This is a genomic window from Tardiphaga sp. OK246 (genome assembly GCF_900188215.1).
GTDB classification, from domain to species: Bacteria; Pseudomonadota; Alphaproteobacteria; order Rhizobiales; family Xanthobacteraceae; genus Tardiphaga; species Tardiphaga robiniae.
In genome coordinates this window covers 473,819-496,897 of sequence record NZ_FZOX01000003.1, presented here as the reverse complement: position 1 = coordinate 496,897, position 23,079 = coordinate 473,819, and the positions used below count along the sequence as shown (strand labels likewise).

20 protein-coding genes are annotated in these 23,079 nt (G+C 62.3%); 10 read left to right on the top strand and 10 right to left on the bottom strand.

Going from position 1 to position 23,079, the window contains the following annotated elements; genetic code table 11:
• The first annotated feature begins 116 nt into the window (after positions 1–116).
• Complete coding sequence (locus CHC01_RS15325) at positions 117–605, top strand: phasin family protein (protein WP_231079957.1); 489 nt, start codon at positions 117–119, stop codon at positions 603–605.
• A gap of 104 nt (positions 606–709) precedes the next feature.
• On the opposite strand, the gene CHC01_RS15320 is transcribed toward CHC01_RS15325, so the two are convergent.
• The 4 genes from CHC01_RS15320 to CHC01_RS15305 form a co-directional block, all read right to left on the bottom strand.
• On the bottom strand, positions 710–1,135 hold the full coding sequence (locus CHC01_RS15320; protein WP_089265122.1) for a DUF4399 domain-containing protein: 426 nt from the start codon (positions 1,133–1,135) through the stop codon (positions 710–712).
• Between the two features lie 27 nt (positions 1,136–1,162).
• Positions 1,163–2,695: an SUMF1/EgtB/PvdO family nonheme iron enzyme gene (locus CHC01_RS15315; RefSeq protein ID WP_089265121.1), complete on the bottom strand. Its 1,533-nt coding sequence runs from the start codon at positions 2,693–2,695 to the stop codon at positions 1,163–1,165.
• A gap of 213 nt (positions 2,696–2,908) precedes the next feature.
• Positions 2,909–4,486, bottom strand: a complete 1,578-nt coding sequence (locus CHC01_RS15310) for a fatty acid--CoA ligase (RefSeq protein WP_089265120.1) — start codon at positions 4,484–4,486, stop codon at positions 2,909–2,911.
• A 109-nt stretch (positions 4,487–4,595) separates the two neighbouring features.
• Entirely contained in the window at positions 4,596–5,399 is an 804-nt protein-coding gene (locus CHC01_RS15305; protein WP_089265119.1) for an AraC family transcriptional regulator, read from the bottom strand.
• Between the two features lie 129 nt (positions 5,400–5,528).
• On the opposite strand from CHC01_RS15305, the gene CHC01_RS15300 reads away from it, so the two are divergent.
• Entirely contained in the window at positions 5,529–5,933 is a 405-nt protein-coding gene (locus CHC01_RS15300) for a hypothetical protein (RefSeq protein WP_089265118.1), read from the top strand.
• A gap of 66 nt (positions 5,934–5,999) precedes the next feature.
• Here CHC01_RS15300 and CHC01_RS15295 read toward each other — a convergent pair whose 3' ends face one another.
• Positions 6,000–6,872, bottom strand: coding sequence for an SDR family oxidoreductase (locus CHC01_RS15295; protein ID WP_089265117.1), 873 nt, complete (start codon positions 6,870–6,872; stop codon positions 6,000–6,002).
• 112 nt (positions 6,873–6,984) lie between these two features.
• Here CHC01_RS15295 and CHC01_RS15290 point away from each other — a divergent pair, with 112 nt between their 5' ends.
• The 6 genes from CHC01_RS15290 (at position 6,985) to ppc (ending at position 15,341) form a co-directional block, all read left to right on the top strand.
• Positions 6,985–7,794 (top strand): crotonase/enoyl-CoA hydratase family protein, encoded by an 810-nt coding sequence (locus CHC01_RS15290; RefSeq protein ID WP_089265116.1) that lies wholly within the window; start codon positions 6,985–6,987, stop codon positions 7,792–7,794.
• Positions 7,795–7,971: 177 nt separating this feature from the next.
• On the top strand, positions 7,972–9,516 hold the full coding sequence (locus CHC01_RS15285) for an acyl-CoA synthetase (protein ID WP_089265115.1): 1,545 nt from the start codon (positions 7,972–7,974) through the stop codon (positions 9,514–9,516).
• Between the two features lie 10 nt (positions 9,517–9,526).
• Entirely contained in the window at positions 9,527–10,333 is an 807-nt protein-coding gene (locus CHC01_RS15280; protein ID WP_244558372.1) for a transporter substrate-binding domain-containing protein, read from the top strand.
• Positions 10,334–10,393: 60 nt separating this feature from the next.
• Positions 10,394–11,368, top strand: a complete 975-nt coding sequence (locus tag CHC01_RS15275) for a tripartite tricarboxylate transporter substrate binding protein (protein WP_089265114.1) — start codon at positions 10,394–10,396, stop codon at positions 11,366–11,368.
• A gap of 5 nt (positions 11,369–11,373) precedes the next feature.
• A complete protein-coding gene (locus tag CHC01_RS15270; RefSeq protein ID WP_089265113.1) occupies positions 11,374–12,297 on the top strand; it encodes an NAD(P)-dependent oxidoreductase in 924 nt (307 codons plus the stop codon).
• 266 nt (positions 12,298–12,563) lie between these two features.
• A complete protein-coding gene (gene ppc / locus CHC01_RS15265) occupies positions 12,564–15,341 on the top strand; it encodes a phosphoenolpyruvate carboxylase (protein WP_439064662.1) in 2,778 nt (925 codons plus the stop codon).
• 201 nt (positions 15,342–15,542) lie between these two features.
• Here ppc and CHC01_RS15260 read toward each other — a convergent pair whose 3' ends face one another.
• The gene (locus tag CHC01_RS15260; RefSeq protein ID WP_089265111.1) at positions 15,543–16,658 is read right to left on the bottom strand and encodes an SMP-30/gluconolactonase/LRE family protein; all 1,116 of its coding nucleotides are present in this window, start codon (positions 16,656–16,658) and stop codon (positions 15,543–15,545) included.
• Between the two features lie 306 nt (positions 16,659–16,964).
• Between CHC01_RS15260 and CHC01_RS15255 the strand changes: the two genes are divergently transcribed.
• Positions 16,965–18,197, top strand: coding sequence for a tetratricopeptide repeat protein (locus CHC01_RS15255; protein ID WP_176454600.1), 1,233 nt, complete (start codon positions 16,965–16,967; stop codon positions 18,195–18,197).
• A 57-nt stretch (positions 18,198–18,254) separates the two neighbouring features.
• Here the strand turns inward: CHC01_RS15255 and CHC01_RS15250 are convergent, their stop codons facing one another.
• The 4 genes from CHC01_RS15250 to CHC01_RS15235 form a co-directional block, all read right to left on the bottom strand.
• The gene (locus CHC01_RS15250) at positions 18,255–19,556 is read right to left on the bottom strand and encodes an MFS transporter (RefSeq protein ID WP_089265109.1); all 1,302 of its coding nucleotides are present in this window, start codon (positions 19,554–19,556) and stop codon (positions 18,255–18,257) included.
• 235 nt (positions 19,557–19,791) lie between these two features.
• Complete coding sequence (locus tag CHC01_RS15245; protein WP_089265108.1) at positions 19,792–20,715, bottom strand: SDR family NAD(P)-dependent oxidoreductase; 924 nt, start codon at positions 20,713–20,715, stop codon at positions 19,792–19,794.
• A 221-nt stretch (positions 20,716–20,936) separates the two neighbouring features.
• A complete protein-coding gene (locus tag CHC01_RS15240) occupies positions 20,937–22,076 on the bottom strand; it encodes a thiolase C-terminal domain-containing protein (RefSeq protein WP_089265107.1) in 1,140 nt (379 codons plus the stop codon).
• A gap of 4 nt (positions 22,077–22,080) precedes the next feature.
• Positions 22,081–22,494: a Zn-ribbon domain-containing OB-fold protein gene (locus CHC01_RS15235; RefSeq protein WP_089265106.1), complete on the bottom strand. Its 414-nt coding sequence runs from the start codon at positions 22,492–22,494 to the stop codon at positions 22,081–22,083.
• Positions 22,495–22,707: 213 nt separating this feature from the next.
• On the opposite strand from CHC01_RS15235, the gene CHC01_RS15230 reads away from it, so the two are divergent.
• The gene (locus CHC01_RS15230) at positions 22,708–23,040 is read left to right on the top strand and encodes an AtuA-related protein (protein WP_068735784.1); all 333 of its coding nucleotides are present in this window, start codon (positions 22,708–22,710) and stop codon (positions 23,038–23,040) included.
• Positions 23,041–23,079: the final 39 nt, after the last annotated feature.

Below are 23,079 nucleotides of genomic sequence, written 5' to 3'. Positions count from 1 at the left end.
ATTTACTATGTCATAGAAGTTGCACCCCGGGCCCACAACGGCGGGACGGGGTGAGCCGAGCCTGAGTGCAAGCATGAGCTTTGCAGAGGCGGCCCAACCCGAGGATGGAGACGAACATGACGATCGAAACCGAAACCAATTCCGTGCTGAACAACGTCAAGCAGGCTTTCGCGCCCGTCACCGAGGCGTTCACCAAGCTGCAGAATCTGGAAGTGCCCGAAGCGACCCGTGACTTCGTCAAGCGCGCCGCCGGCACTGCCAAGGACAAGGCCGCCGACTTCCAGGCCAATTCCGAGAAGGTGACCTCCGCCATCGAAACCGCTGTGTCGAACTCGGTCTCCGAGGCGACCAAGATCAGCCGCAACGTTCAGGACGCGTTCTATGCCGACGTCCAGTCGTTCTTCGCTGGTATCGACAAGCTCGCTTCGGCGAAATCGCTGACCGAAGCCTTCCAGGTGCAGACCGATCTCGTGCGTGCCCATGGCGAAGTTTTGAGCTCGCGCGCCAAGGCGTCGACCGAATATCTCGGCAAGCTGGTGTCGGAAGGCGCCAAGAGCGCGCAGGACAACTTCTCGAAGGCGACGTCGTTCGCCAAGACCGCCTGATCCACACGCGATCAAGCGACATGAATTCGAAAGGCCCGCGCAAGCGGGCCTTTTTTTCGTCGTTCCGCCAGAGCAGGCCGTGCGTCCCGGCATCGGAAGCACGCTCACTTGATTGTCACGGTGATCTTGTTCGAGACGATGGGCGGGTTGAAGGGATAATGAGCGCCGTCTCCCAGCACGAGCTGGAGCGTATGTTTGCCGGGGGGCAATTCTATGCGTGCTTCGGTCTGGCCGGCTCCGAAATGGAGATGCGACTTGTCCTGCGGGATCGGCTCCTTGGGATCGAGCGGGTCATTCACATCGATCAGCAAATGATGATGGCCGCTGTTCTGGAAATTATCGCCTGCATGAGTGACGCCCATGTTGCGTAAACCGAAACGACACCAGAACCCGCCCTTGATCACCGCTTTGTCCTGCGGCCACACGAAATAGAGGACCGCATCCTTCGGTGCGGACTTTCCTTGCGCATGGACTGCAAGGGGCGCCGTTGACAGCATGGCGGACAACACGATGAGCCCGGTGATCCTCATGACGCAGCCTTTCCTTCGGGGGCGGTCTCAGGACGAAATGGCAATCCGGAAGCCGTGGGTCGGATATCGCACATTGGTGTCGTAGCCATCGCGGCTTGCGGGTCGGACGTAACGCGCATCGTTTTTCCAGGAGCCGGATCGAATGACGTGTGAGACGCAGTCGTTCTCGACCCATGGCGCGCCGTTCTGTGGGGCACCCTGATAGTTCTTGTGCCAGCAATCCTCTGTCCATTGATTGACGCCGCCACCCATATCGTAGAGTCCGAATGGATTTGGCTTCAGGCTGCCGAGCTTGAGCGGCTGTTCGGCGGCGGCATCCGTGCAGTTCTTGCAGTTGGCCATGCCGGGCTGCAGCTGATCGCCCCACCAGTATTTCGTTTGCGTGCCGCCACGCGCGGCATACTCCCATTCAGCCTCGCTCGGGAGCCGGAAGGCTTTTTGCGTTTCCTTCGCGAGCCATGCGACAAACTGCTTGGCATCGGTCCAGCTCACATCCGTGACCGGAATGTCGTCCCGCCCTGTCACCAGAAACGCGCATGCATTCGCAGCAGCGCACGCGTTCCATTCCCGAACCGAGACCGGATACTTGCTTATCGCGAAAGGCTTGATCGTGACCTGGTGTATCGGCTTTTCCGATATGTCGTCATTGCTGCCCATGGCGAAGGTCCCGCCAGGGAGCGGGACCATGACGGGCTCTATGACCGGCTTTGGTGGTGCTGGCGGCGGGGGCGGGGCAGGCGTTACCACCGGAGCAGGTTCAGGCCGGGCTTGCTTGGCGACGGGCGCGGGCGCTGATCGGGTGCCTGCATTTCCTGTCTCTTGCGGAGGCGCCGCGGGAGCTGACGCCTGATTGCCGATTTCACCGCGCGGGTAAGCCCTCATGTACCAGACGCCGGCGCCTGCGAGAGCCAGCAGGATGGCGCAAAACGAAACGATCAGAACATGTTCACGCCGCTTCCGCGCCTTGTTGAATGCCGCGGGATCAGGAAGCACCCGGTAAACGCGCACCGGATCGGTAATGTTCTTGATCTTGCGGTCTCCAAGCGACTCGTAGCCGCAGACGAGCTTGTGCTTGATCTGCTCGTAGATGCCACCCGAGATGTACACTTGGCCGGGGTCGGCGATCCCCTCGAGGCGCGCAGCGATATTGACGCCATCGCCGAAGACATCATTGGGCTCGATGATCACGTCTCCCAGATTGACGCCAATGCGATATTCGATCCAAGAGCTCTTTGGCAGCGCGGCGTTGCGTCCGATCATGCTTTGCTGGATGACGATACCGCATCGAACGGCTTCGACCGGACTATCGAATATCGCAATGAACCCATCGCCAGTCCTTTTGACGAGTTTGCCGTCGTGCTCGGTAATGCTCGGCTCGATGAGGTCACGCTCGATGCGCTTGACGCGCGCATGCGTTTCTTCCTCGTCGAGTTCCATGAGGCGGCTATATCCGCAGATGTCCCCCACAACGATCGCCGCAAGGCGACGCGGCGTTCCGACGCGCGGGGTGGCAGGGTCCTTACCCCTGCCTGAACTGATGTCACGAATCTCGCCGCGCATGACTTCGCGCCTCTACAACGGACACACGAGGTTCACTAGCCGTTCAGTCGACCGTCATGACGCTACGCTCAACGTCCCTGTCAGACAATTAGCTGAAAACGCAAATTGGCTGATCCCGGAGGAGCCGCGCGGTAGCGAGATGACGAAGTTCCTCGCATTCGCTGTATTGATATACCCGGCGCAGACAGAATACGGCAGCAGCTACACAGGTTCTCAGTTCACCTGCCGCTCTTTCCCGACCCAATAGGGATCGCGCAACTGTCGTCGCAGGATCTTGCCCGACGCATTGCGTGGCAATGCTGCGATGAAGTCGATGGTCTTCGGCGCCTTGAATCCCGCGATGCGCTCGCGCGTGAACTTCATCAGGTCGGTTGCGCCGAGCTCCTTGCCGGGCTTCAGCACGACCACGGCCTTCACCGCTTCGCCCCAGGTATCGTCGGGAATACCGATGACGGCGACCTCCGCCACATCCGGATGATCGCAGATCGCGCTCTCCACTTCGGCGGGATAGATGTTCTCGCCGCCGGAGATGATCATGTCCTTGATGCGGTCGTGGATGTAGAGGAATCCGTCTTTGTCGAGATAACCGGCATCGCCGGTGCGCAGCCAGTTGTCGCGACCCAGTGTGCGCGCGGTCGCATCCGGCAGATTCCAGTAGCCCACCATGTTGGATGCCGAGCGCGTTGCGATCTCGCCGACTTCGCCCACATCAAGCGGCTTGCCGTCGACATCGAGAATGGCGATCTCGATTCCCGGTAGCGCCTTGCCGGCGGAACGCATGCAGTCGCGGCCCTCGACGTGATCTTCCGGGGCCAGCACCACGATGGTACCGGTGGTCTCGGTCATCCCGTACATCTGCACGAAGCCGCAGCCGAATACGCTGATGCATTCCTTGAGCAGGGCGGCGGGGATCGGCGATGCGCCATACATGATGTAGCGCAATTTGCTGAAATCCATCTCCCGCGCACGCGGCTGCCGCACGATGAACTGCATCGCTGCCGGCACCAGGAACAGTTTGCTGATGCCGTAGTCCCGGAAGAAATCGAGCACCTTGTTGGGATCGAACTCCCTGGCGATCACGCTCTTGGCGCCGTGATAGAGGCCGAACACCGCCCAGCCGACGCCGCCGATATGAAATACCGGCATCGCCACCAGCGAGACGTCGTCGGCGGTCCAGACGTTCCAGTCGGGGTTCTCGTCGGTGCCGCCGATGCGCAGCAGTGAGAGGAAATTCTGATGCGACAGCATCGCGCCTTTTGGTTTTCCTGTGGTGCCCGACGTGTAGAGCTGGATCGCGACATCGTCCTTAGCCATTGTGAGGTTAGGATCGCGCTCGCTCTGCGCGTCGCGCCAGGCCGTAAAGTCCTGCCACTCGGTTGCGCCGCCTTCCATGGTCATGACGATACGCACGCCCGGTATTTGCGGCTTGAGGCTGCGCACGAGGTCGACGAATTCCGGTCCGACGAACAGTACCTGTGCCTTCGCGTCATCGATGATGAAGGCGATCTCCGGTCCGGCGAGGCGCCAGTTCACCGGCGCCGTCACCACCTTGGCCTTCACGGCGCCGATCAGCAGTTCGATGAAGAGGTCGCTGTTCTTGCCGAGATAGGCGACGCGTTCGTTCGGCTTGATGCCGAGGGCAATGAGCCCGTTGGCGACCCGGTTGGCATTGCGATCGAGTGATCTGTAGCTGGCCTCGCGGCCCTCGAACACCAGCGCAATTGAATCGCCGCGCGTCTGTGCTTGCACGCGAATGACATCGGCCAGCGTGGCCGCTTCCGCAACGGACATGTGTCTCCCTCCCTCAGTTTATTAGTTGCGGCGAGTGTGCGGGCGTCCGGGAGGACTGACAAGACGGGAAAGGTGCTGCGGTGCGGTGAGACAGGTGCCGGGAGGTCGTTCAGCCGACGTTGCGCGTCCTACGCTGTTTTGCAAAATAACGCGCGGGCGGCTCGCCGAAGGCGCGACGAAACATCGCGATGAAGTTGCTGGACGTGGCATAGCCGAGCGCTTCGGCGACATCCGCGACGGGTTCATTGGCGGCCAGCCGTTCCAACGCCAGCGTGAGACGCGCCTGCTGCCGCCACTGCGTGAAGCCCATGCCGGTCTCCGTCATGAAGATGCGACGTGCCGTTCGTTCCGACAGGCCAGCCCATTCGCCAAGCTCATGCAGCGTGCGCGCGTCATGCGGCCGCCGGATCAGCGCATTGGCGATACGCAAAGCGCGGATATCCGTCGGCATCGGCAGATGCAGCGGCTCCTGCGGCGCACCGCGGATTTCGTCGAGCAGCACGGCCACGACGCGCGTCTGCGCCGGCGTGAGCCGATCCGCATTCGTCCAACCCGCAGCGCGCCTGACGAGCGCGCGCAGCAGATCGCTGACACCCATGACGCAGGGCTGCGATGGCAATGTCCGGCTCGCGGCCGGCGTCAGGAGCACGCCCCATCCGCTCAGCACACCGCTCAGGGTCACCTTGTGATGGAGCCCGGGCGGCAGCCAGCCGATGCGCTGCGGCGGCAGTAGCCACGAGCCCTGTTTCGTGTGCAGGCGGATCAATCCGCTTTCGATACAGAACAACTGGCCGCGGCGGTGATGATGCCAGTCGAGTTCGCGGGTGCCGAGCCGAAATGCATCGCCGGGCTCATCGCTGCCCCAGATAGCGATTGCGGATGGTCCGTCGAGGCGCTCGGTGAGCGAGGTCATGACACCATGCCTTTTCAGAACCGCTCCAGCCTGGCCGGTTCTCACTATTTTGCGTCCGAATGTCGTTAACGGGTTTGAGCGACCGGGTCTATCTCCGCATGCAGATCAACGAACAGTCAGGAGACGACGATGAGCCTCGATAGCGGTGCCTTTCTCATTCACGATGTTGCGGCCTTCCCGATTGTGTGGGTCCGGCATGATGAGCTTCAGCCGGGAAGTGCGGCGCAGTGGGAGGTCGAGATGGACGATCTCATCGGCCGCAAGCAGCCTTTCGTCATGATCATGGCCAGTCATCATCATGATGAGGCGCATGAAGATCGCAAAGCGAGGGGGCTTTGGCTCAAGCGCAACAAAGCGACGCTCGCGCTGCTTTGCCGTGCCATCATTGCCGTCGAGCCGAATGCCGTCACACGCGTTCTCGTGGAGGCCCAGTCGGCACTTGCGACGAAGGCGTTCGGCATCAGTTCCGCGGTGGTCGCATCCGAAGACGAGGCCATGAGGGTTGCGCGCGAGCGGTTGCAGGTTGCGCGTTGATCAAAAAACAAAGCGAGGCCTCCCGCGTGGGAGAGCCTCGCTGCCGGTCGAATTATTTTGCGGCTCTTACCCCCGCTGCGCCTTGTCCTTTTCGTTCTGCGCTTTGATGCTGTCGCGTGCCTGGATCCATTCGGCATCGGACCAGTCGCGCAGCTGATAGAAGTTGCCGCCCATGGCGAGCGCCTGCGCGCCGTCCATGGCGATGGTCTCGCCTGATATCCAGTCGCAGCCGCCGGAGATCAGGAACACCGCGAGATTCTGCAGCTCTTCCATCTTGCCGACGCGGCCCATCGGGTTCTGCGCGCGGGTGCGCGCGCCGGCCTCGTCGCCGGGCTTGATGCGCTTGCTCATGCCTTCAGTGGGAATTTCACCGGGCGCGATGGTGTTGAGGCGGATGCCATAGCGCCCCCATTCGGTGGCCAGCGACATGGTCATGGCATGGATCGCCGATTTGCTCATGGCGGAGGGCACCACATAGGGGCTGCCATTGCGCACCCAAGTCACGGTGATCGAGACCACATTGCCCGGCACCTTGTCGGCGATCCAGCGGCGGCCGACCGCATGGGTCATGTAGAACGTGCCGTGCATCACCGTGTTGGCGACCGCGTCGAAGCCGCGCGCCGACAGGTCCTGCGTCCGCGAGATGAAATTTCCGGCGGCGTTGTTGATCAGGTCGGTGAGGGGACCATCGGCCCAGATGCCTTCGATCATCGCATCGACCGCCGCGGCGTCGCGGATGTCGACGCCGTGGCTGGAGACCTTGCCGCCAAATTCCGCCATCAGCTCGGTTGCGGTCTCGTCGCATACAGCCTTGCGGCGACCGCAGATATGCACTTCGGCGCCGAGTTCGAGGAATTTCGCCGCCATCGATTTGCCGAGACCGGTGCCACCGCCGGTGACGAGGATTTTTCGGCCTGCGAGGAGCTGCTGATTGAACATGGGAGGGTCCTGCTTTAAGAGGATGCGGACGGGTTAATTAGTTGATTGACTAAACCCGATACCGCTTGCGTGTAAAGCGGGAAGAAAAACAAGTCTAGGAAGGAAACCACCCATGGAAGACCGCATCTCTGTGTCCATGACGGATGGCGTTGCCGATGTTCGGCTGGTCCGCGCGGACAAGATGAATGCGCTGGATGCGGCGATGTTTGCGGCATTGGTCGATACCGCCGAGCGCCTGAGCCACGAGAAGGGCCTGCGCGCGGTGGTGCTGTCCGGCGAGGGCCGGGCGTTCTGCGCCGGCCTCGACATGGGACGATTCGCCGCGATGAATGAGGGCGGCGGCGACGGTATTGGCGGCGCGCAGAAGCGCGACCTGTCACTGCGCACACACGGTCTTTGCAATCATTCCCAGCAGGCCGTGTGGGGCTGGCGTCAATTGCCGGTGCCGGTGATCGCGGCGGTTCATGGCGTCGCCTTTGGCGGCGGATTCCAGGTCGCACTCGGCGCCGATATGCGGTTTCTCGCGCCGGACACGCGAATGTCAGTCATGGAAATCAAATGGGGTCTCGTGCCCGACATGGCGGGCACGCCGATCCTCGCCAGCCTCGTGCGCGACGACATCCTGCGCGACCTCACTTACACCGGCCGCATCTTCTCGGCACAGGAAGCCCTGAGTTACGGCCTCGCCACGCGCATCTGCGACGATCCGCGTGCCGCGGCACTCGAGACGGCGCGCGAGATCGCCGGCAAGAGCCCCGATGCGATCCGCGCCGCCAAGCGCATGCTCAACAATCTTGCGGTCGATCCCGGTCCGGCGCTGCTCGCCGAATCCGTCGAGCAGATGAAACTGATGGGTGGACCGAACCAGACCGAAGCCGTGCGCGCGAATATCGAGAAGCGTGCGCCGAAATTTGTGGATTAGCCCGCGACGTTCTCAGCCGTCATTGTGAGCCCTGAGAAAGTTGGACTTCCAACTTTCTTTGGGCGAAGCAATCCAGAAAGTCACAAACGAAGACTGGATTGCTTCGTCGCAAGGGCTCCTCGCAATGACGGCGAAGAGTTCATCAAAAATCAAAAACAAAAATCCGGAAACGTATCCATGTCGACAAATTCCCTGTTTCAAGGCGTCATCTCAGGTGATCGCCGCCGCGGCTTTGCCGAATTGACCGAACGTGCGAGCCGCATTGCCGGCGGGTTGTCGCGGCTTGGCGTCAAGCAGGGCGACAGCGTCAGCATCCTGATGCGCAACGACATTGCGTTTCTTGAAGCGGCCTATGCGGTGGCGCAGCTCGGCGCGTACGGCGTACCGGTGAACTGGCACTTCAAGCCGGAAGAGATCACTTATGTGATCAAGGACTCCGGCAGCAACGTCCTGATCGCCCATGCCGACATGTTGCATCAGCTGCGCGAGGCGATCCCGCAGGGCATCGTGTCGCTGAGCGTGCCGACGCCGCCGGAGATCATTGCCAATTACAAGGTCGATCCGGCACGGCTCAGCACGCCGGATGGCGCCATCGATCTGGAGAGCTGGCTGACCGAACAGGCGCCCTATGACGGCCCCGCGCTGCCGCAGCCGCACAACATGATCTACACATCGGGCACCACCGGCCATCCAAAGGGCGTGCGCCGTTTCGCGCCAACGCCGGAGCAGGCGGCGTCCGCCGACCAGATGCGTGCACGCGTCTATGGCCTCAAGCCCGGCGCACGCGCGTTGCTGCCCGGGCCGCTCTATCACTCGGCGCCCAATGCCTTTGCGCTGCGTGCCGGGCGCCTCGGCGGCGCGCTGGTGATGACGCCGCGCTTCGATCCTGAAGAATTCCTGCGCGTGGTGCAGGACGAGAAGATCGACACGATTTTCATGGTGCCGACTATGTTCATCCGGCTGATGAAGCTGCCGGAGGACATCCGCAAGAAATACGACATGTCGTCGCTGCGCCACATCATCCATGCCGCCGCGCCGTGCCCGGCCGACGTCAAGACCGCGATGATCGACTGGTGGGGCCCGGTGATCTACGAATTCTACGGCTCCACCGAATCCGGCGCGGTGACCTTCGCGAATTCCGAAGACGCGTTGAAGAAGCCGGGTACTGTCGGCAAGATCGCGCCCGGCGCCGAACTGCGTTTTCTCGGCGATGACGGCCAGATACTACCACAAGGCGAGATCGGCGAGATCTATTCGCGCATATCAGGCAATCCGGATTTCACCTATCACAACAAGCCGGAAAAGCGCGCCGAGATCGACCGCGACGGCTTCATCACTTCGGGCGATGTCGGCTATCTCGATGCCGACGGCTATGTCTTCATCTGCGATCGCAAGCGCGACATGGTGATCTCCGGCGGCGTCAATATCTATCCCGCCGAAATCGAAGCCGCACTGCATGCCGTGCCCGGTGTGCATGACTGTGCAGTGTTCGGTATTCCCGACGAGGAATTCGGCGAGTCCCTGATGGCGGTGATCGAGCCGCAGCCCGGCGTGGTGCTTGACCTGGCGACGGTGCGTGCGGACCTCAAGAAGGCGCTGGCCGACTACAAGGTGCCGAAGCAGATGGAGATCCAGTCGAACTTGCCGCGAGAAGACTCCGGCAAGATCTTCAAGCGGAGGCTACGCGATCCCTATTGGGCAAAAGCGGGACGGACGATCTAGGAGGACGATGATGCGCGTGGCAATGATTGGAAACAAACTTGCCGCGCAGATCGCGGCAATCACGCTTCTGATGGCGGCGTTTGCCGGTCCTGCAGTTGCCGTCGACCTCGAGCCGAAGCAGATCCTCGCACCATCCGGTAAGCTGCGTGTCGGGCTCTATCCGGGAACACCGACGTCTATTCTCGTATCGCAAACCGAAGGCCCGCGTGGTGTCGGCTACGATCTCGGCAAGGAGCTCGCGCGGCAATTGGGCGTGCCCTATGAGCCGGTGGTGTTCTCCAGGAATGCCGAGGTTCTCGAAGCGGTGAAGACAGGCGCGGTCGATGCCGCCTTCACCAATGCGTCGGCCGCGCGTGCGAAGGACATGGATTTCGGCCCGTCTTATCTGGAAAGTGATCTTGGGTATCTCGTCGCGAAAGAGTCCAGGGTTGCGGGGCCCGATGATGTCGATGTCAAAGGCGTCCATGTCGGCGTCACCGCCGGAAGTTCATCCGATGCCGTTCTGTCGCGCGATTTGAAGAATGCCGAGGTCGTTCGCGTGCCGGCCATCAGGCTTGCGCCCGGCCTGCTGATGGCCGGCAGCATCGATGTGTTTGCTACCAACAAGGCGACACTGTTCGAACTCGCCGAGCAGGCGCCGGGCGCGAAGGTGCTGGACGGTCGCTGGGGTGTCGAGCGGCATGCCATCGCGATCCCCAAGGGGCGCGACGAGGGGATGGCATTTATCCGCAAATTCACCGAGGATGTGAAGGCGCAAGGACTGGTCGATGCGGCCATCGCACGATCCGGACTGCGCGCTGCGACCACAGCCAAGTAGCTATATCAATTAGCAACGACACGAGATTGTTGCGCGATATTACAAGAGGGACGACGATCCATGCCTGCGCCTATGAAATTGGCCATCGCCACGGCGGCTGCATTGCTGTCTTTCACCAGCCCGTCGCTGCACGCCCAGACGTTTCCCAGCAAGCAGGTGACAATCCTGGTGCCCTATGCGGCCGGCGGTGCGGTCGACGTGCTGGCGCGGACCTTTGCGCAATCGCTGTCGAAGACCTGGGGCCAGCAGCCCGTGGTGGACAACCGTCCAGGTGCCGGCGGGATCATCGCCTCGCAGGCGCTCGCGAAGTCGCCGCCCGATGGCTATACGCTGATCCTTGTGGCATCGGGCCATCCGCTCAATCAGTTCTTCTATCCAAAGCTGCCCTACGACACGTTCAAGGATTTCACCGCGATCAGCGAAGTCGCCTATTCGCCGCTGGCCATCGTGGTGTCGAAGGACAATCCGGCGAAGAACCTGCAAGAGCTGCTGGCGCAGGCGAAAGCCAAGCCGGACTCGTTGTCCTACGGCATGTCCGGCAACGGTACCTCGGCGCATCTCGCCGGCGAATTGCTGAACCATATGGCTGGCACCAAGATCGTCTCGATCCCCTACAAGGGCGGTGCGCCGGCGCTCACGGCCGTCATTGCCGGCGACATTCCCATGAGCATCAATCCGCTGCCGGAGATCGTCGGCCAGCTCGAAGGCGGCGCGGTGCGCGCCATGGCCGTGACGACAGCGACGCGCTCGGCGGCGCTGCCCAATGTGCCGACCGTCGCCGAATCCGGTGTCGCCGGTTATGATACGGCGGTGTGGTGGGGCTTCCTCGGACCTGCCGGCATGCCGGCCGATGTCGTGGCGAAGATCCATGCGGATCTGGTGACAGCCCTGAAGGATCCGGTGGTGCTGGCGGCGCTGAAGAAGATCGATGCCACGCCGGTAGGTTCCTCGCCCGCAGACTTCGACAAGTTCATGCATGCCGAAGCGGACAAATGGGGGCCGGTGCTGAAGGCGGCAAACATCAAGGTCCAGTAAGCAATATGACTGAACGTTCGAACCAGTGGCACGTCGGCCTGATCGGTTATGGCGAAGTCGGGCGCATTCTCGCCGAAGACCTGCGCAAGCAGGATATCCGCGTCAGCGCCTATGATCTCAAGCTCGACGGCAAAGATGCCGGGGCGCTCCGCGACCATGCCGAGACCCATGGTGTCACGCTCGCATCCTCGCATGCCGATCTCGCGTCACGCGTAGACTTCATCGTCTGCGCTGTCACCGCAAGCCAGACAGTGCCAGCCGCGCAGGCCTGCGTGCCCGGTCTGAAGCCGCAGGCGTGGTTTCTCGATTTCAACTCGGCATCTCCCGGCGCAAAGCAACGTGCGGCTGGGCTGATCGATGGCGCCGGCGGGCGCTATGTCGAGGGCGCGGTCATGACCTCGATCCCGCCATACCGCATCAGGGTGCCGCTGCTGCTCGGAGGTACCGGCGCGCGCGATCTCGCGCCACTGCTCAACGCCATCGGCTTCGATGCGAAAGTCGCCAGCGACAAGCTCGGCGTCGCCTCGGCCACCAAGATGTGCCGCAGCATCATGATCAAGGGCCTCGAGGCCATGGTGATCGAGAGCTTTACGACTGCACGCGCCTATGGCGTCGAGGACGCGGTGATCGCGTCGCTGGTCGAGACGTTTCCAAGCATCGACTGGGAGAAGCAGGGCGCCTATTTCTTCCAGCGCGTCATCGAACACGGCCGCCGCCGCAGCGAGGAAGTCCGCGAAGTCGCCGAGACGGTGCGCGAGATTGGGCTCACGCCATGGTCGGCCGAAGGCACGGCCGAGCGGCAGGGCTGGGTCGCGGATCTCGCCGATGATGGCCTGTTCGGCACCAAGGGCGAGGCGGGTTTCGCGCGCAGCGCGGACTGGCGGACAGAGGCGGATCGGATTCTGGCGAAGGTGAAGCCGAAGGGCTGAGTTCCACGATTTATGGTGTCGTCCCCGCCTAGTGCGCCTTCGGCGCACGCGGGGCGGGGACCCATGACCTCCGACAAAGAAATATAAACGACAGAGTCGCGGCGATCCGGCTCTAACTATGGCCTCGGTGTGTATGGGTCCCCGCCCGCGCGGGGACGACAACTGAGGGGCCTGTTGATTACATCGTCACACAACTTCGTCTTGCATCGCAGCATGAGTTGCGACCAAATGGGGCGCCGGCAACTTCCTGGAGCGTCCTTGTGTCCCTGACCCTGTCCACCGAAGAACCCGCATCCCAGCGCGGTGACGATCCTGCTCACCAGGAGGCCGATGCCCGGTTGCGCGAGGATATACGGCTGCTGGGCCGCATCCTTGGCGACACCGTGCGGGATCAGGAAGGCGAGGCGGTATTCGCCCTGGTCGAGAATATCCGGCAGACCTCGGTCCGTTTTCACCGCGACGAGGACAAGCTGGCGCGGCGTGAACTCGAAGCCATCCTCGACGGCATGTCGATCGCCGAGACTGTGCGCATCGTTCGCGCCTACAGCTATTTCTCCCATCTCGCCAATATCGCCGAAGACCAGAACAACATCCGCCGGATGCGGGCGCAGCGCGCGAATGCGGCCAATGCATCGGGCACGCTGGCCCATGCGGTGAAGCGCGCGCGCGAGGCCGGCATCGATGCCGCGCTGCTCAGCAAGTTCTTCGGACAGGCGCTGATCAGTCCGGTGCTGACCGCGCATCCCACGGAAGTGCGCCGCAAGAGCACCATCGACCGCGAAATGGAAATCGCGGCATTGCTGGACCGGCGCGAGCGCATGCAGCTCACCGCCGAGGAGATCGAGGCGTCGGAAGAGCAATTGCGCCGCGCCGTCGTCACCCTGTGGCAGACCAATCTGCTGCGCCGGAGCAAGCTGACGGTGCTCGACGAGGTCGCCAACGGACTATCATTCTACGACTACACCTTCCTGCGCGAAGTGCCGCGGCTGCATTGTGTGCTGGAAGACAGCCTGCGCGCGCAGGGCGGCGCGGCCGAACTCGGCTCGTTCTTGCGCATGGGCAGTTGGATCGGCGGTGACCGCGACGGCAATCCGTTCGTCACGGCAGATGTGATGCGCGGCACCATGATGCTGCAGAGCAGGCGCGCCTTCAGCTTCTATCTCGACGAACTTCACGCGCTGGGCGCAGAACTATCCATGGCGGCGCATCTCGCCGATGTCTCCGATGAGCTGCGCGCCTTGGCCGAACGCTCCCCTGATCCATCGCCGCACCGCGCCGGCGAGCCCTATCGTCTGGCGATCTCCGGCGTCTATGCCCGCATGGCGGCAACGGCCCATGCGCTCGAATTGCCGAACCGCCGCGCGGCCGTGGGCGATGCCCCGGCTTACGCATCGGCGCAGGAGTTCAAGGCCGATCTCGATGTGCTCGATCGTTCGCTGATCGCTGATAATTCCGCAGTCATCGCCCGCGGCCGGCTGCGGCAACTGCGCCGCGCGGTGGATTGTTTCGGCTTCTATCTCGCCAGCCTCGACATCCGGCAGAACTCGGCCGTGCATGAGCGCACCGTCGCTGAATTGATCGATGCCGCGATGCCCGGCACGTCCTATCTCGCGCTCGGCGAGGAAGCGCGCATCGCGCTGCTGACGAATGAATTGAAGAATGCGCGGCCGCTCGGCTCGCTGTTCGTCAAATACAGCGACGAGACGCTGGGGGAACTTGCGCTATTTCGTATGGCGGCGCAGGTCCATGCGAAATTCGGCGCGGCGGCGATCCCTCAATGCATCATCTCGATGTGCAAGGGCGTCTCCGACATGCTCGAAGTCGCGGTGCTGCTGAAGGAAGTCGGGCTCGTCGATTGCTCCGGCCGCAGCGGCATCAATATCGTGCCGCTGTTTGAGACCATCGAGGATCTGCAGGCTTCTGCAGCCATCATGGACCGCATGTTCTCGCTGCACGACTATCGCAAGCTGGTCGACAGCCGCGGCGCGGTGCAGGAAGTCATGCTCGGCTATTCCGACAGCAACAAGGATGGCGGCTTCGTCACCTCCGGCTGGGAGCTGTACAAGGCGGAGATCGAGCTCATCGAAGTGTTCGAGCGGCATCACATCCGGCTCAGGCTGTTCCATGGCCGCGGCGGCTCTGTGGGCCGCGGCGGCGGGCCGAGCCACGATGCGATTCTGGCGCAGCCCGGCGGCGCGGTGGACGGCCAGATCCGCATCACCGAACAGGGCGAGATCATCTCCAGCAAATATTCCAACGCCGAAGTCGGCCGCAACAATTTGGAAATCCTCGCCGCTGCAACGCTGGAAGCAAGCCTGCTGGCGCCGAAGCACAGCGCGCCGCGCCGCGAATATCTCGAAGCCATGGAGGAGATTTCCGAACTGGCCTTCAAGGCCTATCGCGGGCTGGTCTATGAGACCGAGGGCTTTGTCGATTACTTCTGGGAATCCACCGTCATCAATGAGATCTCGACGCTGAACATCGGCAGCCGTCCGGCCTCGCGCAAGAAGACCCGTGCTATCGAGGATTTGCGCGCGATCCCGTGGGTGTTCTCCTGGGCGCAGTGCCGCTTGATGCTGCCGGGCTGGTATGGCTTCGGCAGCGCCATCGAGGCGTGGCTCGCCAATCATCCCGACAAGGGCATGGTCTTCCTGCAGGAGATGCACCGCGAATGGCCGTTCTTCCGCACGCTGCTGTCCAACATGGACATGGTACTGGCCAAGAGCTCCATCGCCATCGCCTCGCGCTATGCTGAGCTCGTCGCCGACCAGAAGCTGCGCGAGACCATCTTCGGCCGCATCCGCGGCGAATGGCATCTGTGCATCGAGACGCTGCTGGACATCATGGAGCAGGAGCGCCTGCTGCAAAACAACCCGCTGCTCGACCGCTCGATCCGCAACCGGTTTCCGTATCTCGATCCGCTCAACCATGTGCAGGTCGAGCTGCTGAAAGAGCACCGCGCGAATAATCCGGACGAGCAGGTGCTGCGCGGGATTCAGCTGACGATCAATGGCATCTCGGCGGGGCTCAGGAATAGCGGGTAGGGGGAGCGCGCAGATGTGAGTGGCCTCCCTCCCCCTTGCGGGGAGGGGCGGCCGAACGAGGCGATGCGACGCATCGCCGAAGTGGAGGCTGGGGTGGGGGTGCCACAGGCGCCGTCGCTTGTGGCACCCCCACCCGTCACGTTTGCTCGCTCCGCTCGCAACGCGCCACCCTCCCCGCAAGGGGGAGGGTGAAGAAAGCCCTCAACAGAAATGCGCGCCCTGCGTCTCCACATAGACCGCATAGAGTGACTGACTTGCCGTCATGAACAGCCGGTTGCGCTTCTTGCCGCCGAAACACACGTTTGCGCAGGTCTCCGGAAGCTTGATCTGTCCGATGCGCTGGCCGTCCGGCGCGAAGATCTGCACGCCGTCATAGCCCTCGCCGACCCAGCCGGCGCCGACCCAGATATTGCCTTCGGTATCGACGCGCAGCCCGTCAGGGAAGCCGGACTTGCCATCCAGCGTCATGTCGATCAGCGGCTTGCCATTCGAGAGCTTGCCGCCGTCCACGTCGTACTGCCAGACGACATTCTTGGCATTGGGATAATGCGTGATGCCGGTGTCGCAGACATAGAGCTTCTTGTAATCCGGACTGAAGGCGAGCCCGTTCGGCTTGAACGGATCGTCCGCGACCTTGCTGATCTGGCCGCTCGTAGGATCGATGCGATACACCGCTTCCTTCTGGTGCGGTTGCGTGACGCCCGCCGCCGCGCGTTGTCCTTCATAGAGATTGATGGCGCCGTAGCCGGGATCGGTGAACCAGATCGCCTTGTCGATCGGATTGACCACCATGTCGTTCGGCCCGTTCAGCGGCTTGCCGTTTGCCTGTTCAGCCAGCGTCGTGACGCTGCCATTGTGCTCGAAGCGGACCAGGCGCGTGCGCTGCGCGCTGAGCTGGCGGCCCTCGGTGTCGAACGAATTGCCGTTGCTCTCCTCGGATGGATAGCGGAAGCGCTCGGAGATGTGGCCGTCATCGTCGAGATAACGCAACTGGCGATTGGCAGGGATATCGCTCCAGATCAGATACTGACCCTGTGCATTCCACGCCGGTCCCTCCGCCCACAGGCAGCCCGTATAGAGCCGCTTGATGACGGTGTTGCCGACTCTCGCTTTGAAGCGATTGGCGTCGATGATGACGATGTCGGGGTCGGGGTAGCGCTGCGGCTCCGCGCCGCGGCCGAAATTTCGCGCCAGCGCATCGGGTGCGATCAGCGTCGTTGCTGCCAATGCAGCGGCGCTGCCTAGGATATTTCTGCGATTGAGTGAGTTGGATATTGCGGCGGGGTGAGCAGAGTCTTGCGTGAGCTGAGTTGGCATCGTCGTCCTCCCGGCTTTTCTGGTTTTCTCCAGCCGTTGCCGGGAGTTTAAATACCGTTGCGACGGGGATGCTACACAATTCGATGCTGCCGCGCGGTCATGGCGGTGCACAAGCGCGCATCGCAGCGCAGTGAACGTTTTGATAGTTCCATGCGACCAAGACCAAAGCTCTCATTTGATGCGCGGTTCCCCATGTCGTCGTTTCGCTGTCACATATGTGTTGCAGTCGCTTCTGCAGCATTGCTGTTCGCCACATCATTGTCAGCGCACGCGGATAATGGATGTCGTCCGCCGATGGATCAGCGGATGATCGCAGGCTGTAGCGATATCATCGATCGTCCCGGCGCAACGGATGCCGAGCGCTCCGAAGCGCTTCGCCTTCGCGCCATCGGGAACTTCGAACTCGGCCATATGGAGGCGGCGCGCGCGGATTTTACTGCGTTCATCGCACTCAATCCTGACTTTGCGAAAGGCTATGGCGCGCGCGCCATGGTCCACAACCGCCTCGACGAATTCGATCTGGCTATCGCGGATGCTAACAAGGCGATCGCCCTCGATCCCACTTACGCCTCGGGCTTCGGCTCGCGGGCGAGCGCCTATGAATCCAAGGGCGATTTCGTGCGGGCGCGCGCCGATTATGACAAGGCGATTCGCCTGCAGCCGGGCAATTCGTCCTACCATCGCGGACGCGGAATGTTGCGCAAGAGATTGGCCGACATCGATGGCGCGATCGCAGATTTCTCGGAAGCCATCCGCGTCGATCCGAAAGACTATGCGGCGTTCGCATTGCGCGGTAACAGCCGTGCCGCCAAGAAAGACTTTAGCAAGGCGCTGGCCGATTACGACGCTGCGCTGCAGATCAAGCCCGGCGACACCTATGCCCACCGTGGTCGCGCTGACGTCAGGATTCGACGGGGCGACAATGACGGCGCGATCGCGGATTTCGACGTCGTTCTGGCCGGCGATCCGAACGACGTCGGCGCCCATGTTGACCGCGGCATCGCCTTTGCGCGCAAGGGCGATTTTGCCGGCGCGATCCCGGACCTGGACGCGGCGCTGAAGCTGAGGCCGGACGATCCCGACACCCGTAACCGGCGGTCGCATATGAACTTCATCGAGGGACATTTCGCCGAGGCTGCCGCCGACTTCGGCGACGTGGTCGAGAAGACGCCGCAATACGAGCTGGGCAAGCTGCTGCGCTACATCGCGCGGGCACGCAGCGGCGACTACGACATGGGCGAGCTGAAACGCAATACCGATACGCTCGATCGCAAGGGCTGGCCATGGCCGATGGTGGCGGTCTATCTCGGCCAGATGACCCGCGACGAGATGCTCGCCAAAATGAAGGACATGCGGCTCGACGACGACTTCGGCCCTTGCGGCGTGTCGTTCTATCTCGGTCAGTATCTGATGGTGAAGCACAAGCCGCAGGAAGCGTTGCCCTATCTGAAACAGGCAGCTGAGGTGTGCCGGGGCGACGGCGAATTCGAGCGCGATGCGGCGCGGAATGAACTCAAGCGACAGCAGGCGTCGCGCTGATCAATAAAAAAGGGGCAGCGTCACCGCTGCCCCTTCGACATTCGCCAGCAGGCGAAATCAGACCTCGTGTCTGTCCGACGCGAAGATCGCAATCAGTGTGATCACCGCGGCGGCAAGCACGTAATAGCCGATGTAAGCGAGCCCGTAATTCGCCTGCAGCCAGGTGGCGATATAGGGCGCCAGCGAGGCACCGAAGATGCTCGCCAGATTGAACGTCATCGACGCGCCGGTATAGCGCACGGTGGTCGGGAACGGGGCCGCGAGTGCGGCGCCGATCAGGCCGTAATTGATGCCAAAGATCGCCAGACCGATCAGCGCGAAGGCATAGATGCCCGCCACGCCGCCTGACAGCAGCGGCGCCAGGAAGAACGAGAACACGATCACCATCAGGCAATTGGCGATCAGCAGCGTGCGGCGACCGATCTTGTCGGCGAGCAGGCCGGCCAGGATGTTGGTGGTGCCGAAGGCGACGGCGCCGGCGATCTGCACCTTGAGCGCGTCGAGCAGCGACATCTTCGCGATCCCGACATTGTAGGACAGCAGATAGGCCGTGCAGACATAGAAGAACACGAAGGTCATCAGACCGACCAGCGTGCCGAGCACGAGGCTGCGCTTGTGCTTGCGCAGCAGCTCCATGCTGGGGACGGCAACGCGCTCGGCCTTCTCGATTGCCTTCTGGAATTCCGGCGTCTCGGTGATCGACAGGCGCACCCACAATCCGATGGCGATCAGCACGATGGAGGCGAGGAACGGCACGCGCCACGCCCAGCTCAGGAACGTTTCCGGCGAGACGAAATGCAGCAGGATGAAGAATGTGCCGGACGAGAGGAACAGGCCAAGCGGCGCACCGAGTTGCGGGAACATGGCGTACCAGTTGCGCTTGCCTTCCGGTGCATTCTCGGTGGCGAGCAGCACTGCGCCGCCCCATTCACCGCCGAGTCCAAAGCCCTGGCCGAAACGGCACAGCACCAACAGCAGCGGCGCTGCGAGGCCGATCTGCGCATGCGTCGGCAGCAGGCCGATCAGCACGGTCGAAATGCCCATGGTGAGCAATGCTGCGACCAGCGTGGTCTTGCGGCCGACGCGATCGCCGAAATGGCCGAACACGACAGCGCCGAACGGACGCGCAAAGAACGCGATCGAGAACACCGCGAAGGACGCGAGCAGCGCCGCGGTGTCGTTGCCGGCTGGGAAGAACAGTTTTGGAAACACCAGCACCGCGGCGGTGGCGTAGACGTAGAAGTCGAAGAATTCGATTGTGGTGCCGATCAGGCTCGCCAGCAAAACGCGGGCGGGGGAATTCAGCGGCTTGGAATGCGGCATGGCCGCGGAGGGCATCGCGCCCGCGTGATCTGTCATGGTGTTCGTCCAGCAAATGCGGTTTCGTCCGCACATGCGTGACGTCAAACCCGTTGATTGCTGGTGACATAGCCGGTCTTGGCCGGCGTTTGAATTCTTTATGACGAAATTAGCGCGATCTCGGGTCAGATAAGACCGCTATGCATAGCTATTTGAGTAATATTGTTTCGTTTTAAATTCTGGGTTGTAGAAATCGGCTCACGGGAGTGATGCTCCCGCGAGCCGACTTAAACGCTTAGACTGGATCCCAGCTGAAAATGTCAGCCGAGCGGTCGAGCTTGTAGAAGGACGACTTCAGCGCCGGCATGCCGTGTTCGGCGAGGCTCTGCGGGGTCCAGCCTTCGGCGCGGTGGATCGAGCGCAGCGGGCGCGACTGGCCCATCAGGAAGATCTCGTTCATGCGCGCGGCAAAGATCTGCCCGGAGATTTCCTTGGCATCGTCAGAGAGCAGATGCGCCACCAGCGGTGCGATCTTTTCCGGACCCATGCGCTGCATGCGTTCGACGCGGGCCTTCTCGGCTTCGGTCTCGGTCGGGATGCTGCCGATCATGCGGCTCCAGGCGAAGGGCGAGACGCAGTTCGAATTGACGCCAAAGCGGCCCATGTCGAGCGCGATGGACTTCGACAGGCCGACGATGCCGAGCTTGGCCGCCGAGTAATTGGCCTGGCCGAAATTGCCGATCAGGCCCGAGGTCGAGGTGAAGTGCACGAACGAGCCGGAATTCTGCTCGCGGAAATATCGCGCGGCAGCATGGGATGTATAGAACGAGCCCATCAGATGGACCTTGATCACCATCTCGAAGGCATCGATGGACATCTTGTGGAAGATCGCGTCGCGCAGGATGCCGGCATTGTTCACCACGCCGTCGATCTTGCCGTAGGTGTCCACGGCCTGCTTGATGATCTTGCTGGCGGGGATCGCTTCGGCGACCGACTCGAAATTGGCAACGGCGGTGCCGCCGGCCTTGGTGATTTCCTCGACGACCTGTTCGGCCGGTGCCGCGCCGTCGCCGCCCGAACCGTCGGTGCCGACGCCGGGATCGTTGACGACGACCTTTGCGCCTTCAGCGGCGCAGAGCAGCGCAATGCCACGGCCAATGCCGCGACCCGCGCCGGTGACGACGATGACCTTGCCGTCGAGTGATTTGGTAGATGCCATGTGGTTTTCCTTTTGGTGGTGTGATTGATGTTTTCTAACCTCTCCCCGCCTAGCGAAGCGAAGCTTCGCTAGGCGGGGAGAGGTCGTCCCGGCGAAGCCGGGGCGGGTGAGGGGGACTATCCGCTTGCTCCGTGCTTGCGGATAGTCCCCCTCATCCGTCTCGAACGCGCTTCGCGCATTCAAGCCACCTTCTCCCCGCAAGCGGGGAGAAGGCACCGCGTTTACTTCTCGTTGGTAAAAATCACCGTCCCCGACGCAGCGAACATGCCGCCGACGCCGTGACAGACGGAAATCTTCGCGCCAGGCACCTGTGCCGGCGCAATGCCGCGCATCTGGCGCACGCTCTCCTGCAGCGCATACATGCCGTACATGCCGGAATGCATATAGCTGAGGCCGCCGCCATTGGTGTTCATCGGCAGCTTGCCGCCGGGGCGGGTGTTGCCGTCGGCAATGAACTTGCCGGTTTCCTCATGCGGCATGAATCCGAGATCGCCGAGACCATAGAGCGGCAGATGCGCGAAGGCATCGTAGATCATCAGGTGATCGACGTCCTTGTGCGCGATTCCTGCCTCGTGGAATGCGGTCGGTCCGGCCACGGTGAAGGCGCGCGATGAATCGAAAGTCTTCATCTGGCTGACCATGGGCGTTTCTACGCTTTCGCCAGTGCCGAGAATATAGACCGGCTTGTTCGGGAAATCCTTGGCGCGATCCGCCGAGGTCAGGATCAGCGCACCGCCGCCGTCGGTGACGAGGCAGCATTGCAGGATGCGGAACGGATAGGCGATCATCTTCGAGTTCAGCACGTCCTCGACGGTGATCGGCGCTTTCATCATCGCGCGCGGATTCTTCGCGGCCCATTCACGCTGGAACACAGCGACCGACGCGATCTGCTCGTGGGTGATGCCATGCGTCTTCATGTAGCGCAGCACGGGGATCGGGAACATGCTCGGCGGACCGTAGACGCCATAGGGCGCCTCGAATTGGCCCTGCAGGCTGTCGGCCGGAATCGAGCGCGGCAGTTTGCCGATCATCGACTTGCCGGACTCCGCGTGCGTGATCAGAACCGTCTTGCACAGGCCGGCCTCGATCGCCGCGGCCGCGTGGCGAACATGCAGCATGAACGAGCAACCGCCGACGGATGTACCGTCGACCCAGGTCGGGGTGATGCCGAGATAATGCGCGATCTGCTGCGGCGTCTCGACGGCCGTGGCGATGCCGTCGATGTCGGACAGCTTCAGCCCGGCATCCTTGATGGCGTTGAGGGCCGCATCCGCATGAAGCTGGATCTGCGACATGTTGGGGATGACGCCGAGCTCGGTGGTCTCGGCTGCGCCGACAACGGCGACTGCGTTTCTGCGCATGATCTCAGCCCTTCGCCGGACGGAATACGGGGAGGGTGATGACGTCGTCGAGCTTCTCGAAGGCGACCTCGAGCTTCATGTCGAGTTCGAGCGCTTCGGGCGTTTGCGGGCAATCGATGATGTTGCTCATCAGCCGCGGACCTTCCTCAAGCTCGACCACGGCAATCGCATAAGGCGGCGTGAAACCCGGCGCAGCGGGGCGGTGATTGATGACGTAGCTGTAGAGGAAACCCTTGCCCGAGGCCTTGAACACCGACACCTTGCGCGAGGCGCAGCCGGGGCAGAACGGCCGCGGTGGAAAATACACATTGCTGCAATCGTCGCAGCGCTGCAGGCGGAGTTCGCCGGCTTTGGCGCCGTCCCAATAATGCTGGGTTTCCGGTGTCGGTTTCGGCCGCGCGCGGGCTGGTTCAGCCATGTGTGGTGTTCTCTCCCTTGGACGGGGATTTGGCCCCGTTCGTTGTCCTCTGGATGGACATTCCACATTCCACCGGGGGCGGTCCAGCGCGCGTGCTGCATGGCCGTATCTGCTCACTGCGGGACGACGTGGAATTCAGGTTGAAATACGTGCGAGGCTTGTCCCGCTGCAACCAGGCAGGGTAGGTTGGTACGGAGGTTCAGGGAGCATGACGTGAAGCTGCGCGAGATCGCCCATTCCCGCACAGGTGACAAAGGCAACATTTCCAACATCTCGGTAATTGCCTTTGACGCAAAGCTATATCCGTTGATAGTATCCCAAGTGACCGCCGCGCGCGTGAAGGCCCTGTTTGCGGGCATCGTCGCGGGCGAGGTGGTCCGCTATGAACTGCCCAATCTGGCGGCCTTGAATTTTGTCATGGATCAGGCGCTTGGCGGTGGGGTGACGCGATCGCTGGCGCTCGATGCGCATGGCAAATCGCTCAGCTCCGCGCTGCTCGATCTGGAAATCGAGGACACTTTCGGCGATACCGACCGGGCGCCGTGACCACCTGCGGGTCCGGCAAGACACACAGGATGCCGCGAC